Origin of the sequence: Pseudomonas sp. TWR1-1-4 (assembly GCF_049897165.1) — a bacterium.
GTDB classification, from domain to species: domain Bacteria; phylum Pseudomonadota; class Gammaproteobacteria; order Pseudomonadales; family Pseudomonadaceae; genus Aquipseudomonas; species Aquipseudomonas canadensis.
In genome coordinates this window covers 94400-111023 of the sequence record NZ_JAFCVS010000010.1, presented here as the reverse complement: position 1 = coordinate 111023, position 16624 = coordinate 94400, and the positions used below count along the sequence as shown (strand labels likewise).

Sequence of the window (16624 nt, the reverse complement as noted above, 5' to 3'; positions counted from 1 at the left end):
CGATGCATCGCCGATGGTAGTGTGGGGTTTCCCCATGTGAGAGTAGGTCATCGTCAAGATTAAATTCCGAAACCCCATTTGCGAAAGCAGATGGGGTTTTGTTTTGGGCGGTCGAAAAGACAGCTAACATCCCAATTCCTCCAACAACTGCCCACAGTGCTAAAGTCGCACCCTCGATTTTTGCTTTTCCCAAGGAAGCCGTTATGCCGGATGCGACGTCCCTCAGCCCTGGATTCATGGTGGTTCACGGCAACCGCTTGGACGAACTGCGCAGCCTGGTGGTCAGTTGGATGCGCCGCTATCCCCTGGCGCCCCTGGAAAACGAAATTGCCCTGGTACAAAGCAACGGCATCGCCCAATGGCTCAAGCTGGCCCTGGCTGAAGATCCGGAAGAAGACGACATGGGCGGCTGCGGAATAGCCGCAGCAATCGATGTTCAACTGCCTGGCAGCTTCATGTGGCAGCTCTATCGTATGGTCTTGGGCAAAGATGAAATTCCGCCCAAGTCCCTGCTCGACAAAGCCCCGCTGACCTGGCGCCTTATGCGACTGCTCCCGGAGCTTATCGATCAGCCGCACTTCGAACCGCTGCAGCGTTTTCTCACCCACGACACCGATTTGCGCAAACGCTACCAACTCGCCGAGCGCCTGGCTGACTTGTTCGACCAATATCAGGTCTACCGCGCCGATTGGCTCGAAGACTGGGCTGCCGGCCGCCACCAACTGCGCAACGGTCGAGGCGAATCAAAACCGCTCAACCCAGCCAACTGCTGGCAAGCCGAACTATGGCGCGCACTGTTGCTGGATGTCGGTGAAGAAGGCATGGCCGAAAGCCGCGCCGGCGTTCACCAACGCTTTATCGAGCGCATCAATACAATGGAAACAGCACCCGAGGGCCTGCCATCCCGAGTCATAGTTTTTGGCATCTCCTCGTTGCCCGCCCAGGCCCTTGAGGCCCTCGCCGGCCTCGCGCGATTCAGCCAAGTCCTGCTCTGCGTGCACAACCCCTGCCGTCACCATTGGTCTGACATCGTCGCCGACAAAGACCTGCTGCGTAACGAATATAAACGCCAAGCGCGTAAAGCCGGCATGCCGGTCACCATCGACCCACAAACCCTGCACCAGCACGCCCACCCGCTACTGGCCGCCTGGGGCAAGCAAGGCCGTGACTACATCAGCCTGCTGGACAGCTACGACGACCCCAACAGCTATCGCGCTGCATTCCGCGATGGTCGCATTGACCTGTTCAGCGACAGTGAGCCCACCACACTGCTCAATCAGCTCCAGGACGACATCCTGGAACTGCGTCCACTCAACGAAACCCGCGAGCTATGGCCTGCCGTTGATCTGGATCACGATACCTCAATCCGCTTCCACATTGCCCACAGCGCCCAGCGCGAAGTGGAAATCCTCCACGACCAACTGCTCCAACGCTTCAGTGCCGACCCCTCGCTGCGTCCGCGAGATGTCATCGTCATGGTTCCGGATGTCGACAGCTACGCGCCGCACATTCGCGCCGTGTTTGGCCAACTCGAACGCAATGACCCACGCTTCATCCCGTTCACCCTGACCGACCAAGGCCAACGCGGCCGCGACCCGCTGCTTATCGCCGTCGAACACCTGCTGAAACTGCCCGACAGCCGCTTCCCCGTCAGCGAGATCCTCGACCTGCTCGACGTTCCGGCCCTGCGCGAACGCTTCGCCATCAAGGAGCGCGACCTGCCTACGCTGCATCGCTGGATAGAAGGTGCCGGCATCCGCTGGGGGCTCAACGCCGAACAACGTGCCGGCCTGGGCCTGCCAAAGGAGTTGGAACAAAACAGCTGGCGTTTCGGCCTGCGGCGCATGTTGCTCGGTTACGCCGTAGGCACCGGCGCAGCGTGTGAGGGTATCGAGCCCTACGATGAAATCGGTGGCCTCGACGCAGCGCTCATTGGTCCTCTGGTCGCTTTGCTCGACGCACTTAACGACGCGCATCAAGCATTGTCGCTACCGGCTTCTCCGACGGAGTGGGGCGGTCGTCTGCAACGCCTGATGCAACTGTTCTTCCTACCCAGCAGCGAACACGATGACTACCTGCTGGGCCAACTTGAACAACTCAGGGAAACCTGGCTGGAAACCTGCGAATCTGTCGGCCTGCAGGACGAGTTACCTCTCACCGTAGTCCGCGAAGCCTGGCTCGCGGGTCTGGATCAAGGTCGCCTGTCCCAACGTTTCCTCGCCGGGGCTGTCAATTTCTGTACTTTGATGCCTATGCGAGCGATCCCATTCAAGCTCGTTTGCCTGCTCGGCATGAACGATGGCGATTACCCGCGCGCGCACCCCCCGCTGGACTTCGACTTGATGGGCAGCGACTACCGCCCCGGCGACCGTTCGCGCCGCGAGGACGACCGCTACCTGCTGCTCGAAGCGCTGCTTTCAGCCCGCGACCAGCTGTACATCAGTTGGGTAGGTCGTAGCATCCGCGACAACAGCGACCGCCCGGCCTCGGTATTGATAGGCCAACTACGCGACCATCTCGCCAGCGGCTGGCACCACGCCAACAGCAACGCATCGCTTATCGAAGCCATGACGCAAGAGCACCCACTGCAACCTTTCAGCGCCCGCTACTTCCATGAGGGCGACGCGCTGTTCAGCTACGCCCGTGAGTGGCAATTACTGCACGAAACGCCGGATGCCATGCAAAAAGAAGAGGAACTCAGCTCGCATCAACAGGACGAACCCCTGAGCCTCGGTCAGCTTCAAGACTTCCTGCGCAACCCGGTCAAACATTTCTTCAGCCAACGCCTGAAAGTGTTCTTCGAAGCCGCCGAAGTACCACTGGCCGACGAAGAACCCTTCGTCCTCGATGCCCTGCAACGCTACAGCCTGAGCGACAGCCTACTGAGCGCCGCACTCACCCAGCCTGATCATCTCGACCAGGCACTGAACGCCCAGGCCCTGCGCCTGCAGGGGAGTGGCCTGTTGCCGATGGTCGGTTTCGGCGAATGCCTACGCAACGAACTGATCGAACCGTTACCCGATCTGTTGCGACGCTATCAGCAATTACTCGCCCTCTGGCCCACCCCGCACACCGGTGCCGAACCGGTCATTTTTGAGCATAATGGCGTTCAGTTGGAAGGCTGGATCAGTGGTCTGCATCGACGCAGCGATGGCGGGTTGCTCAGCGTCACCACCATCCCTAACAGCATAGGCTCGATCAAGACCCGCAAGTGGCATCGCCTGATTCGCCCCTGGGTCAATCATGTGGTTGCCTGCGCCTGCGGTCTGCCATTGAGCACCGGCTTGGTGGCCAGCGATGACACCCTGTTGCTGCCGCCGCTGGATAAAACCAATGCCCAGGAACTACTCGGTAACCTATTGCTGGCCTGGCATACCGGGATGAGCCAGCCGCTGCCCGTCGCCGTCAAAACCGCTTTCGCTTGGCTTAGCCAAACCGATCCTGCCAAGGCCCGGGCGGCCGCCAGCAAAGCTTACGAAGGCGATGGCCTGACCACCGATGGTGAGCGCCGCGAAACTCCGGCGCTTACCCGGCAATTCCCCGACTACGCCACGCTGATTGCCAGCGAAGAATTCGAAGGTTGGTGCGAAACCCTGTATCGCCCGCTGCTCAACGCCCCATGGCGATCACTCACTGGCGAGGAGGCCGGCGCATGACCAGCAAACCCTTGGCCCTGGCCTTCCCGCTCAAAGGCAGCCAGCTGATTGAAGCCAGCGCTGGCACCGGCAAGACCTTCACCATCTCCGCCCTCTACCTGCGCCTGGTCCTCGGCCATGGAGGCGATGAATCAGGCTTTGGCCGCGAACTGCTGCCACCGCAAATCCTGGTAGTGACTTTCACCGATGCCGCCACCAAAGAACTGCGCGAACGCATCCGCATCCGCCTGGCCGAAGCCGCGCGGTTTTTTCGTGAAGAGATTGAACAGCCAGACGCCCTGATCGCCGATCTGCGCGCCGATTACCTAGCCGAACAATGGCCCGCCTGCGCCAATCGCCTGGACATTGCCGCCCAATGGATGGATGAAGCCGCCGTCTCGACCATCCACAGTTGGTGCCAGCGCATGCTGCGCGAACATGCCTTCGACAGTGGCAGCCTGTTCACCCAGACCCTGGAAACCGATCACAGCGACTTGCTCGGCGAAGTATTGCGCGATTACTGGCGACTGTTCTGCTACCCGATGCACGACGATGCGCTCAATTGGGTGCGCAACAACTGGAGTGGCCCCGCCGCGTTGATGCCGCGAGTGCGCGCTTTGTTCGGCAGCGAACGGCCGACGGATGAAACCCGCGAGCCCGCAGAACTGATCACGGCCTGCCTGCACGAGCGTCGAGAAGCGCTGACAACCCTCAAGATGCCTTGGCAACAATGGGCCGCCGAGCTGCGCGACATCTGCCTGCAAGCCGTAGCCGCCAAAGCCGTCGACGGGCGCAAGATGCAGGCGCGCTACTTCGAGCCCTGGTTCGAAAAGATCAGCGCCTGGGCTGCTGACGAAACCCTCGAACAACTCGACATCGGCACCGGTTTCACGCGCCTGACACCCGACGGCATGGCCGAAGCCTGGAAAGGTGAGCCACCGCAGCATCCCGGTATCGACGCCATGGCCGGCCTCAAGGCGGCGCTTGATGCGCTGCCAACCCCCGACGCCGCCGTGTTGCAACACGCGGCCGGCTGGGTCGGCAAACGCTTTGAAGAAGAAAAACGCCGTCGCGCCGAAATGGGCTTCGACGACATGCTCATCCGCCTCAACGCCGCGCTGCACGCTGACGGCGGCGAACGCCTGGCCAGCGTGATTCGCGAGCAATTTCCGGTGGCCTTGATCGACGAGTTCCAGGACACCGACCCGGTGCAATACGCCATCTTCGACAGCATCTATCGCATCGAAGAAAACCACCTCGACAGTGGCCTGTTCCTGATCGGCGACCCCAAGCAAGCGATCTACGCCTTCCGCGGCGCCGATATCTACACTTACCTGCGCGCCCGTCAGTCCACCACCGGTCGTCACCACACCTTGGGCACCAACTTCCGCTCCAGCCACGCGATGGTCGACGCGGTGAACCACGTGTTCCAGCGTGCGGAAACCGGTCGCGGCGCGTTCCTGTTCCGCGAGCCCAATGGTGAAAACCCGGTGCCGTTCCACTCGGTACTGTCCCAAGGACGTAAAGAACAATTGCAGGTAAATGGCCAAACGCTGCCAGCCTTGAACCTCTGGCACTTGCCTACTGACCAGCCGGTTTCCAACGTGCTGTATCGTCAGCAGCTTGCGGCGGCCTGTGCCACGCACATCGTTGAATTGCTCAACGGCGGGCAGCAAGGCAGCGCAGGCTTCCTACAACCGGACGGCAGCTTCAACGGCGTGCGCCCGTCAGACATCGCCATCCTCGTGCGCGACGGCAAAGAGGCCCAGGCCGTGCGCGCCGAGTTGGCCGGCCGTGGCGTGCGCAGCGTCTATCTGTCCGACAAGGACTCGGTCTTCGCCGCCCAGGAAGCCCACGACCTGCTGGCCTGGCTCAAGGCTTGCGCCGAGCCGGATGTCGAGCGCCCGCTGCGCGCCGCACTGGCCTGCGTCACCCTGAACCTGTCACTGCCGGAGCTGGAGCGTCTGAACCGGGATGAACTGGCGTGGGAAAGCCGAGTCATGCAGTTCCGTGGCTACCGTGCGATCTGGCGTACCCAAGGCGTGTTGCCGATGCTGCGTCGTCTGCTACACGACTTCAAACTGCCGCAAACCCTGATCGCGCGCAGTGACGGTGAGCGTGTGCTGACTAACCTGCTGCACCTCAGCGAACTGCTGCAACAGGCTGCCTCTGAACTGGATGGCGAACAGGCGCTGATCCGCCATCTGGCCGAGCATCTGGCGCTCTCGGGGCAGGCGGGTGAAGAACAAATCCTGCGCCTGGAAAGTGATGAGCAACTGGTCAAGGTCGTGACTATCCACAAATCCAAAGGCCTGGAATACGACCTGGTTTTCCTGCCCTTCATCTGCTCAGCCAAACCCGTGGATGGCAGCCGCTTACCGCTGCACTACCACGATGAAAACGGCAAATCTCAAGTCAGCCTGCGCCCTACGCCTGAGCTGATCGTCCAAGCCGACAATGAGCGCCTGGCCGAAGACCTGCGCCTGTTCTACGTAGCCCTGACCCGTGCCAAGCATGCGTGCTGGCTCGGAATCGCCGACCTCAGACGCGGCAACAGCAACAGCTCCGTGCTGCACCTGTCGGCGCTGGGCTATTTGCTCGGTGCAGGCGCCTCGTTGGGTGAATCCGCCGGCTTGGCGCGCTGGCTCCTGGACCTTCAAGAAGGTTGCACCGCAATCAACTACGTCCAGGTGCCCGAAGCGCAAGACATCCTTTTCCACCCTCCGCGCAACGAAGCCACACTGCGAGCGCCCTTGCTGCCCAAGCGCAAGGCTGCAGAAAACTGGTGGATAGCCTCCTACAGCGCCTTGCGCATTGGCGACAGCATGAGCGCTGCCACGCTCGAAGCACCGGAAAGCCCGCAGGCCCAGAAACTGTTCGATGACGAACGCCTCGACCCCGACGCACCCCGCGAAGTGGCGGCATCCGGCGGCGATATTCATCGTTTCCCTCGTGGCCCTAACCCAGGGACCTTCCTGCACGGCCTGCTGGAATGGGCTGGGGAGGAGGGTTTCAGCGTTACGCCCGAGGCCATCGAAAAGGCCGTGGGTGCCCGCTGCAACCGGCGCAACTGGGAAGGTTGGATCATCACCCTCAGCAGTTGGCTCGGCCACCTGCTGCAAACGCCACTGCCTGTGGACAACGGCCACGTCTCCCTCAGCGCTTTGCAGCAGTACCAGATCGAGATGGAGTTCTGGTTTGCCAGCCACAAGGTCGACGTACTCGCCCTCGACAAGCTGGTGTGCCAATACACCCACAACGGCGTTTCCCGCGTCGCCGCCGAGCCTGTGCTGCTCAACGGCATGTTCAAGGGCTTCATCGATTTGACCTTCGAACATGACGGCCGCTATTACGTGGCCGACTACAAATCCAACTGGCTTGGCCCCGACGATTCGGCCTACACCTTGGATGCCATGGAACAGTCGATCCTCGATCATCGGTACGACCTGCAATACGTGCTTTACCTGCTGGCCCTGCACCGCCAACTCAAGGCGCGCCTGCCGGACTACGACTACGACCGCCATGTCGGCGGTGCGCTGTACATTTTCCTACGGGGCACGCAGTCCGCGAGCCAGGGTGCGTATTTCACCCGACCGCCGCGGGAACTGATCGAAGGCCTGGACCTGCTGTTCCAGGGCAAGCCCATCCCGCCCAAGGTTGAGCCTGCCTGGGAACAAGGAGTGTTGTTATGAGCCTGTCGCCGTTACCGCTGGAGGAGCTGACGCCCCTCAGCCGCGCCGCCGACCTGGTGCAATTGCTGGAGCGTTGGGTCGACCGTGGCTGGTTGCGTGCTCTAGACAAAGCCTTCGTCGGCTTCCTGCACGAACTCGATCCACAGGCCGACCCGTTGGTGCTGCTGGCTGCCGCGCTGACCAGCCATCAACTGGGCCATGGTCACGTCTGCCTCGACCTGTTCGAAACCCTCAAGGCGCCGGACTTTGCGCTGTCGTTGCCGCCTGAAGGCGACCTGCAAACCGGCGCCATGTTGCTGCCGTCGCAGTTACTGGAAGGCCTGGACGGCGCCCACTGGTGCCATGCACTGGCCGCCAGTCATCTGGTCGCGCTGGCGGTCGATGGCAGCGAATCCGCGCAGAGTCGGCCTTTGGTCCTGTCCGGCAAGCGCCTGTACCTGCGCCGCTATTGGACTTACGAACGGCGCATCGACAGCGCCTTGCGCCTGCGTCTTGCCACTCAGGAAAACGTGGCCGTCGATTTGCCGCAGCGCCTCAACAGCCTCTTCGATCAACCGCCGCCTGACGGCGTGATCGACTGGCAAAAGCTCGCCTGCGCCCTGGCTACACGCGGCGCATTCAGCATCGTCACCGGCGGCCCTGGCACTGGCAAAACCACCACCGTGGTGCGCTTGCTCGCGCTGTTGCAGGCGCCGGCTGTGGAGTCCGGCAGTCCATTGCGCATTCGCCTGGCCGCGCCCACCGGTAAGGCCGCCGCACGCCTCACCGAGTCCATCAGCCAACAAGTGCTGTCACTGAAAGTGCCGGACAGCGTGAAGGAAAAAATCCCGACCCAGGTCACCACCGTTCACCGCTTGCTGGGTAGTCGCCCAGGCACGCGACATTTTCGTCATCACCTCGGCAATCCGCTGCCCCTGGATGTGCTGGTGGTGGACGAAGCCTCGATGATCGACCTGGAAATGATGGCTAACCTGCTCGACGCCTTACCACCCCATGCGCGCCTGGTACTGCTGGGCGACAAGGACCAACTCGCATCGGTGGAGGCGGGCGCCGTCCTCGGTGACTTGTGTCGCGACGCCGAAGCCGGTTTCTACAGCGCCGAGACCCGCCAATGGCTGCAAGCCGTCAGCGGTGAAGACCTCAGCGCCAGCGGCCTGCAGGAAGACCTCGACGCCAGCCATCCCTTGGCCCAGCAGGTGGTGATGCTGCGTTACTCGCGACGTTTCGGCGAAGGCAGCGGCATCGGCCAACTGGCGCGTTGGGTCAACCAGCAAAACGCAGAGGAAGCCCGCAAACTGCTGGCCGCGCGGAGTCACGCTGATCTGTTTTGCGTCAGCCTCAAGGGCGAACATGATCACGCCCTGGAACGCTTGGTGCTGGACGGGCAGGGTGAGGGTGCCGAGGGCTATCGCTATTACCTCAACCTGTTGCAAAGCGCCCGTCCGTCGCCGGATACGCCCCGTGAAAGCCAAGCCTGGACCCACTGGGCGCAACAACTGCTGCAAGCCTTCGACGCTTTCCAACTGCTCTGCGCGGTACGCAAAGGCCCCTGGGGCGTGGAAGGCCTGAACCTGCGCATCACCGCCGCCCTGCGCAAGGTGCGGTTGATCGAAGGCGACGAGCAATGGTACGAAGGCCGCCCGGTGCTGATGACCCGTAACGATTACGGCCTGGGCCTGATGAACGGTGACATCGGCATCGCGCTGAAACTGCCCGAAAGCGACGGCGGCCCCCAGATGCTGCGCGTGGCCTTCCCACGCAATGACGGTCAGGGCGGTGTGCGATTTGTGCTGCCCAGCCGTCTGAACGATGTAGAAACCGTGTACGCCATGACCGTGCATAAATCCCAGGGCTCGGAATTCACCCATACCGCGCTGATCCTGCCGGATGCGTTGAACCCGGTGCTGACCAAGGAGCTGATCTACACCGGCATCACAAGGGCCAAGCGCTGGTTCAGCCTGATCGAGCCCCGTGGCGGCGTGTTTGAAGAAGCCGTCAGGCGCAAGGTCAAGCGTTTGAGTGGGTTGATGCTGGAGTTGGGTCACGAATCCGAAAATAACTGACTGCTAGGTCATGTCAGATTTCTGGTTCAGTCGCCTGATTTTTCTGGAAAAATAGCGCCCCCTGCGAAGACCTACTCTTCGCGGGGTTTTCCGCCGCTGTGCTATCGTTGCGGCATCATCTAAAAAACACCTGAGAGAATCGCTGCATGAACGTGGCTGTCTCGCCCACAGAGCGCAGTTTGAGCTGGAGACGCATGCTGCTGGTGGCGGTCCTGTGCGTGGTCGCGCCACACACCTTCGCCCAGGCGTCCGACCCTGCGAGCCTTGCCGCCCATCGCGCGCAGGCCGTCACCCAAGTGGTACTCGGTATCCTCAGTTATGCGCGCTGGCCGGTAGAACCTGCGCAATTGCGCCTGTGCATCGTCGGCCCGACTCAATACACCGACGACCTGATCAAAGGCACCACCCAGGCCACCGGTCGCCCAGTGGTGGTGCAGCGCCTGCTGGCCAGCCATCCCGATATCGTCAATGCGTGCGACGCGGTGTACATCGGCAAGCTCAGTGCTGATGAGCGCAGCCAGCTGTTCACGTCGTTGATCGGCCATCCGGTATTGAGCATCAGCGAAGGCGGCGACCAATGCACCGTGGGCAGTCTGTTCTGCCTGCGCGTGAGCGATGAGCAGGTGTCGTTTGAGGTCAACCTCGACTCCGTCGCCCGCAGCGGCGTGCGCATTCATCCCAGCGTGCTGCAGTTGTCCCGTCGCCGAGCGCCGGCGTCATGAAAGCCGTCAAAGCGCGGCCGACCCTGCGTTCCGTCATCGGCCGGGGGCACATGATCCTGGCGCTGGTGGCGGTGGCGCTGGCGAGCGTCTCACTGACCCTGCTCGGCGTACTGGCGCTGCGGGTCTATGCCGAGCACAACCTGCACCTGATCGCACGTTCTATCAACTACACGGTGGAAGCGGCGGTGGTGTTCAACGACAGTGCGGCGGCCACTGAAGCCCTCAGCCTGATCGCCTCCACCGAAGAAGTGGCTGAGGCCGAAGTATTCGATGTCAATGGCAAGCTGTTGGCGAAGTGGATACGCCCGGAAACCGGCATGCTCTCGCGGGTCGAGTTGGAGTTGGCGCATACCCTGCTCGAACAACCCATCAGCCAGCCGATCCTGCATCAAGGCAAAGCCGTCGGCAGCATTCATCTCACCGGCCACGGCGGTAGCCTGCTGCGCTTCCTGCTCAGCGGCCTGGCCGGGATCCTCATCTGCACCGCGCTTAGCGCGTGGATTGCCCTACACCTGGCGCGACGCCTGTTGCGCGGCATTACCGGCCCGCTGCAAAGCCTTGCCGCCGTGGCCCACGCCGCCCGCAGCGAGCGCGACTTCGACCGCCGCGTGCCGCCGGCGCGTATCGCCGAACTCGACAACCTGGGCAGTGACTTCAATGCCTTGCTCGGCGAAATGGAAGCCTGGCAAAGCCACCTGCAAAGCGAGAACGAATCCCTCGCCCACCAGGCCAACCACGACAGCCTGACCGGCCTGCCCAATCGTGCGTTCTTCGAAGGCCGTTTGATCCGCGCCCTGCGCAGCGCAGCCAAGGCCAAAGAACAGGTGGCGGTGCTATACCTCGACAGTGATCGTTTCAAAGAGATCAACGACAGCTTTGGCCACGCCGCCGGCGACGCCGTCCTCGTCGCCGTCGCCGAGCGCGTGCGTGCGCAATTGCGTGAAGATGACCTGGTGGCACGCCTGGGCGGCGATGAGTTCGCCATCCTGCTGGCGCCGTTGCACAAGGCGCAAGACGCCGAGCGTATTGCCGAAAAGATCATCGCCAGCATGGACCTGCCCATCCCCGTGCCCGGCAACACCCAGGTATTGACCTCCCTCAGTATCGGCATTGCGATCTACCCCGAGCATGGCGCCACCCCTGGCACCTTGCTCAACGCCGCCGACGCGGCGATGTATCAGGCCAAGCGTTTATCCTCGGGCGGCCAGCAAACGGCGGAGTCGGATAACCCCGTCGTCAACGTTCAACACAGGAGTTGACCCCTTGTTCACGACCGCACGTTTCATGTTAATCACCCTGCTGGTAGCACTGCTCGCCCTCGGCGGCTGCCAGACGCCGCCCCCCAAAGGCCTGACCGCGGAGCAAGTGGCCGTTCTCAAACAACAAGGTTTTGAGCTGACCGACGACGGTTGGGCATTCGGCCTGTCCGGCAAAGTGCTGTTCGGCAGCGATGTCGAAACCCTCAACCAACCCAGCACCGACATCGTCCAGCGCATCGGCAAGGCCTTGCTGAGCGTTGGCATCGAACGCGTACGCGTCGACGGTCACACCGATGCGTCGGGCAAGGAAACCTACAACCAGCAACTGTCCCTGCGCCGCGCAAAAAGCGTGGCGGCGGTGTTGACCGGTGTGGGTATGAAGGAAGAGAACATTCAACTGCGCGGGCTGGGTAGCAGCGAGCCGGTGGCGCCGAATACCACGGTGGCGGGGCGCACGGAGAATCGGCGGGTGTCGATTGTGGTGATTGCGGACTGAACCCGTCCCGCCAATCACAATTTGAAACCCAATCAACTGTGGGAGCTGGCTTGCCGGCGATAGCGGTGTCTCAGTACCGGATGTACTGGCTGACACACAGTCATCGCCGGCAAGCCAGCTTCCACAGTTGGTTTTGCGGTGTGCATGAAACAGCGTTTGCTAAGTAATTTCTCCGTAGGAAAGCTCTGCCATGACGAATTTTGATGGCTAGGCTGACGAGGTTTCGCTTTCTCGCAAATGGTGGGCTTAGTTAAATGAACGCTCCAACTAAGCACCGTAAAGGATTGCGATGAACATGAACGTCAGTGATTTCCGGCAAGCAGTTTCAAAAGTTAAACTTTCAAAATTCGCCTTCGATGAACTTTTGAGCGCAAGAGAGTTGCTGAAAACTGAAAGTCAGGGGGCTCGGTTCGATACCAAGACTGCCTACATCAATTCTCTACAATCATCCGTCTTGAGTGAGGAGCTAGATAGAATCCGAACCATGATCGACCATGAATGCCATGTCTTGATTCTTGATGGTTTTAAGGTCGAGAAACTTGAGACCTTTAAATCACTGATATGGACATTTGGTTCGCTACTCGGCGTACCCATGGTACAGAATCATCTGGGTCACAAGGTGATTGAGGTTTATGACAGAGGCGGTAAGAGTATTGAGGAGGGGGCGAGATACCATCAAACCCGTCAAGGTGCGTACGTACACAACGATGGAGTGAGCGATCCGCTACCTATCGATTACTTGATCCTGGCTTGCGGACAGCAAGCGCTTTTGGGCGGCGAGAGCATCCTGATTGATGCAAGCGCGGTATACGCGGAGCTGATGGCGTTTCCAGAAATATTGGAAGAGCTTAAATGCAACTTCTTTTTTGAAAACCGCGGTATGTCAGATGAAGAGCAGCTTTTCAAGGCGCCCATTCTGAGTTTTTCCAATGAAGGCATTCCGCTGATCAGATACTTTCGGGTCTACATTGAATCCGCCCATATCAAGGCGGGAGTACCGTTAACGGTGGCTCAATGTCAAGCGCTGGACTTTCTGGATACTGTTCTCGATCAGTCATCCGTTCAGCAGCGAGTGTTGCTGGAACCAGGGCAGGTACTTATTTCGGCCGATAATAAGTTTCTTCATACTCGCACGCACTTCATTGACAGGAATACGCCACGTTGTGTGATAGATGATGCTGAGTCTTTGAGCGATCTAAATCGCTACATGCTACGGATGTGGTTGCGTAAACAATGATACCTCGATGCCCATAGCGTACATCCTCTACTATCCGCCATAAGCCGAGCCCCATGGACAACTCCGATATCGCGATCACGCTGGTCTTGATCTCAGCCTTCATGCACGCCACTTGGAACGCTGTCGTCCGCGCCGGCAGCAGTCGCTTCATGACCTTGGCCATGGTGGATGGCACCGCGCTGGTGATATGCCTGTTGGCGTTGCCGTTTGTCAGCGTGCCGAGCCTGGAGGTGTGGGGCTACATCCTCGTCTCCGTGGGACTCAATACGGCCTATCGGCTATTTCTGATCAAAGCCTACGAAACGGGAGATTTCGGGCAGGTGTACCCGGTGATGCGTGGGATACCGCCGGTACTGGTCGCGTTGTTTTCCTACTTTCTGTTGCATGAGCAGTTGTCACGCGAGGCGCTGGCGGGTGTGGTGTTGATTTGTGTGGGCATCATCAGCCTGACCTTTGTGCGCAGGATGACGGCGCAAATGTTCAAGCCGATTTTGATGGCAGTGTGTGCCGGGGCGTTTATCGCGGCTTACACGGTGGTGGACGCCAAAGGCGTGAGAGCCAGTGAAACGGTGTTGCAATACATCATCTACCTGACGGTATTCCAGAGCATTCCGATCCCGGTGCTGGCGTTTTCCAGGGAGCGTTTGGCCTTGATGCGTGCGATACGTGGGCATTGGCGAGTCGGCCTGTTGGGCGGTGTTTTTTACCTGGCGTCTTACGGATTGGTGTTGTTTGCGTTGTCGCTGGACGCGGTGGCCAAGGTCTCAGCGCTGCGGGAAACCAGTGTTATTATCGGCGCCATTATTGCCGCGCTGTTCTTTCACGAACGGTTCGGTTGGCGACGGATGCTGTCGGCATTCGTCATTGTTTGCGGGATCATCTTGATCAAAGTGAGCACCTGATGGCCCAGCGTCCGCCTCCCACTCCGATGCTTCAAGCGTTCGTCAGCGCCGCGCAAACCGGTAGCTTTGCGCGTGCGGCGTCGCAGCTTAACCTCACCGCCAGTGCCATCAGCCATCAAATTGCAGGCCTGGAGGAATGGTGGGGCGTGCAGTTGTTTGAGCGGCATTCGCGCGGCGTCAAGCTGACGTCAGCAGGGCAGGCTTTGTTGCCGGTCACCGACGGATTTTTCAAGGCGCTGGATGGGGTCTTGCATTCACTCAACCCCGCAAAGTCCCGACCGCTGTACCTCTCATGCACGTCCTCGCTCTGTTCGACATGGCTGATCCCCAGGATGCACGGCTCTCACACTGAGGCTTCGTTCAACCTTGATCTGGTGTTGACCAGCGCCGACATCAACAGCACCAGTCTGGAAGCGCATCAATACGATGTCGCGGTGGTGATGGGGTATGGCGATTACCCGGATCATCATGTTGAACTGCTGATGCGTGACGCGGTGTTCCCCGTTTGCTCGCCGGAATTTCTCAGGCCGAAGGGGGATATTGCGCCGGAGGATGTCGCCCAATACCCGCTGATTCATAGGGTGGACGATCAGGTGTGTCCGGGGTGGGAAAGCTGGTTTGCGTTTCAGGGCCTGCCGACGCCGCCTTATCACCATGGGCCGCGCTTTCCGGATTCGAGCCTGGCGATCAGTCTGGCGGTAAAGGGCACAGGGATTGCGCTGGGCAGGACTGCGTTGGTGTATGACCAATTGGAAAACGGTGCATTGGTTGCGTTGAAAAGCCCCGTGATGATGTCCCCAGCGGCCTACTACATCATTTGTCGAAATGGGCGGCAGTCAGAGCCGGATATTGCGCGTCTGATTGAATGGCTCAAGACCCGTGCGGGTGAGTTCCTGCGCGAAGTTCGGGCTCGGTATCCACAAATAGCCGGGACCACCGCCGTTTAAATGTTGGGAGGAGCAGGGCTCCTCCCGCATGCGAACGGTGTTCGCTTAACGACTTGGCGTCATCGCTTGCGTCAGGTCATCGACCACGGCCTTACCCATCTCACACAGGTAATGCGCGGCCCACGCGTATTGTTCGCCGCGCACATCCATGGCGGCTTCCATCGCGAGTTTCTTGGAGTAGAAGAGCAGAGTGGAGGCGTGGTCTAAAGCTTCCTCAATCGGCATGCCAGCGTTGACGCGGAACAGCGGTTTTTGGTTTTCGCCGTAGTTGCCGAAGGTGACGACGCCGAGGGTGGTGATGGAGGAGAGCGGTGGATCGGGGACGATTTTTGACATGATGTTTCCCAAATTTGCAGTAGGGGTCACCACGGCATGTCGCTAAACATGAAGAGGTGGCAGCTGTACACGGGTTAGCGAACCGGTAAATTTGGGAACCCGGCAGACCCGAAGGCCTCCCGCGTACAGCCGCCATAAAATGGTAGAGACAGGTAAAAAGCCTGGCAATACTTTGGCATCACATCCCAACTAATCCGAGTCGCTAAACCCGATCGCTGATGAGCAGCGAAGTCAGGAGGCTAGTGACCCAAACGGTAAGGCGCAATGGGGTAGAGAGTCTCTAGGAAACGTCCTGCAAATTAAAGCGAATCATCGTTGATGGCCCTTTAATCCGCAAACCTGATCTCCCGTGTCTCCCCCATCAACAACCCCTGATTCTGCTCCGTCACTTCCCTGATGTAGTCCCACAACAACGTAATCCGCTTCAACTTCCGCAAATCCTCCCGGCAATACATCCAGAACTGGCGAGTGATGGAAATCTGCTCCCCCAGCACCGGTAACAACCGTGGATCCTGCGCCGCCAAAAAACACGGCAATATCGCCATCGACCGACCCTGCTGCGCCGCCACGTACTGCGCGATCACGCTGGTACTGCGCAGGCTGGCGCTGGCGCCGGGCACCACGTTGGCCAGATACAGCAACTCCGAGCTGAACGCCAAGTCATCCACATAGCTGATAAACGGATGCTCGGCCAAATCCGCCGGTTTGCGGATCGGTGGGTGCTGGTCGAGGTATTCCTGGGTCGCGTACAGCTGCAATTTGTAGTCGCACAGTTTGCAACACACATACGGCCCATGTTCCGGCCGTTCCAGGGCGATGACGATGTCGGCTTCGCGCTTGGACAGGCTGATGAAGTGGGGCAGGGGCAGGATGTCCACTGAGATGGCCGGGTAGGTGTCGACGAAGTGGCTCAACTGCGGGGTGACGAAGAAGCTCCCGAACCCTTCGGTGCAGCCCATGCGCACATGGCCCGACAGCGCCACGCCGGAGCCGGAGACTTGCTCGCAGGCCATGTGCAGGGTGCTTTCGATGGACTCGGCGTAGCCCAGCAAACGCTGGCCCTCGGTGGTGAGCACGAAACCGTTGGTCCGGGATTTTTCGAACAGCAGGGTGCCGAGGGACACTTCCAGTGAACTGATGCGCCGCGACACGGTGGTGTAGTCCACCGCCAGGCGCTTGGCGGCCACGCTGGCCTTGCGGGTGCGGGCCACTTCGAGGAAAAACTTCAGGTCATCCCAGTTCAGGGAGCCCAGCGACGTGATGTTTTTTTGCATATTGGTCCGGCTTTTATGTGCGTTCTTATTAGAGATTTGCACATCTATACTCCAAAAACAG

At 60.1% G+C, this 16624-nt stretch carries 11 protein-coding genes; 9 read left to right on the top strand and 2 right to left on the bottom strand.

Going from position 1 to position 16624, the window contains the following annotated elements; genetic code table 11:
- The first annotated feature begins 203 nt into the window (after positions 1 to 203).
- From recC to ACP7C6_RS28740, 9 genes are all read left to right on the top strand, one after another.
- Positions 204 to 3656 carry an exodeoxyribonuclease V subunit gamma gene (gene recC, locus ACP7C6_RS28780; RefSeq protein ID WP_426109559.1) on the top strand — a complete coding sequence of 1151 codons (3453 nt, stop codon included), beginning with the start codon at positions 204 to 206 and terminating at the stop codon, positions 3654 to 3656.
- On the top strand, positions 3653 to 7327 hold the full coding sequence (gene recB, locus ACP7C6_RS28775) for an exodeoxyribonuclease V subunit beta (protein ID WP_426109558.1): 3675 nt from the start codon (positions 3653 to 3655) through the stop codon (positions 7325 to 7327). The genes recC and recB overlap by 4 nt, the downstream gene beginning before the upstream one ends.
- Positions 7324 to 9390: an exodeoxyribonuclease V subunit alpha gene (gene recD, locus ACP7C6_RS28770; protein WP_426109557.1), complete on the top strand. Its 2067-nt coding sequence runs from the start codon at positions 7324 to 7326 to the stop codon at positions 9388 to 9390. The genes recB and recD overlap by 4 nt, the downstream gene beginning before the upstream one ends.
- Positions 9391 to 9536: 146 nt before the next feature.
- Positions 9537 to 10112: a YfiR family protein gene (locus tag ACP7C6_RS28765; protein WP_028617940.1), complete on the top strand. Its 576-nt coding sequence runs from the start codon at positions 9537 to 9539 to the stop codon at positions 10110 to 10112.
- A complete protein-coding gene (locus tag ACP7C6_RS28760) occupies positions 10109 to 11371 on the top strand; it encodes a diguanylate cyclase domain-containing protein (protein WP_426109556.1) in 1263 nt (420 codons plus the stop codon). The genes ACP7C6_RS28765 and ACP7C6_RS28760 overlap by 4 nt, the downstream gene beginning before the upstream one ends.
- Before the next feature lie 4 nt (positions 11372 to 11375).
- Complete coding sequence (locus ACP7C6_RS28755; RefSeq protein ID WP_426109555.1) at positions 11376 to 11867, top strand: OmpA family protein; 492 nt, start codon at positions 11376 to 11378, stop codon at positions 11865 to 11867.
- Positions 11868 to 12162: 295 nt separating this feature from the next.
- Positions 12163 to 13104, top strand: a complete 942-nt coding sequence (locus tag ACP7C6_RS28750; RefSeq protein WP_426109554.1) for a TauD/TfdA family dioxygenase — start codon at positions 12163 to 12165, stop codon at positions 13102 to 13104.
- A 53-nt stretch (positions 13105 to 13157) separates the two neighbouring features.
- Entirely contained in the window at positions 13158 to 14006 is an 849-nt protein-coding gene (locus ACP7C6_RS28745) for an SMR family transporter (protein ID WP_426109553.1), read from the top strand.
- Positions 14006 to 14953, top strand: a complete 948-nt coding sequence (locus ACP7C6_RS28740) for a LysR substrate-binding domain-containing protein (protein WP_177109953.1) — start codon at positions 14006 to 14008, stop codon at positions 14951 to 14953. The genes ACP7C6_RS28745 and ACP7C6_RS28740 overlap by 1 nt, the downstream gene beginning before the upstream one ends.
- A 45-nt stretch (positions 14954 to 14998) precedes the next feature.
- Here ACP7C6_RS28740 and ACP7C6_RS28735 read toward each other — a convergent pair whose 3' ends face one another.
- Both ACP7C6_RS28735 and ACP7C6_RS28730 read right to left on the bottom strand, forming a co-directional pair.
- Entirely contained in the window at positions 14999 to 15289 is a 291-nt protein-coding gene (locus ACP7C6_RS28735) for a DUF3077 domain-containing protein (RefSeq protein WP_426109552.1), read from the bottom strand.
- 326 nt (positions 15290 to 15615) lie between these two features.
- Positions 15616 to 16563 (bottom strand): LysR family transcriptional regulator, encoded by a 948-nt coding sequence (locus ACP7C6_RS28730; protein WP_028617937.1) that lies wholly within the window; start codon positions 16561 to 16563, stop codon positions 15616 to 15618.
- Between the last annotated feature and the right edge of the window lie 61 nt (positions 16564 to 16624).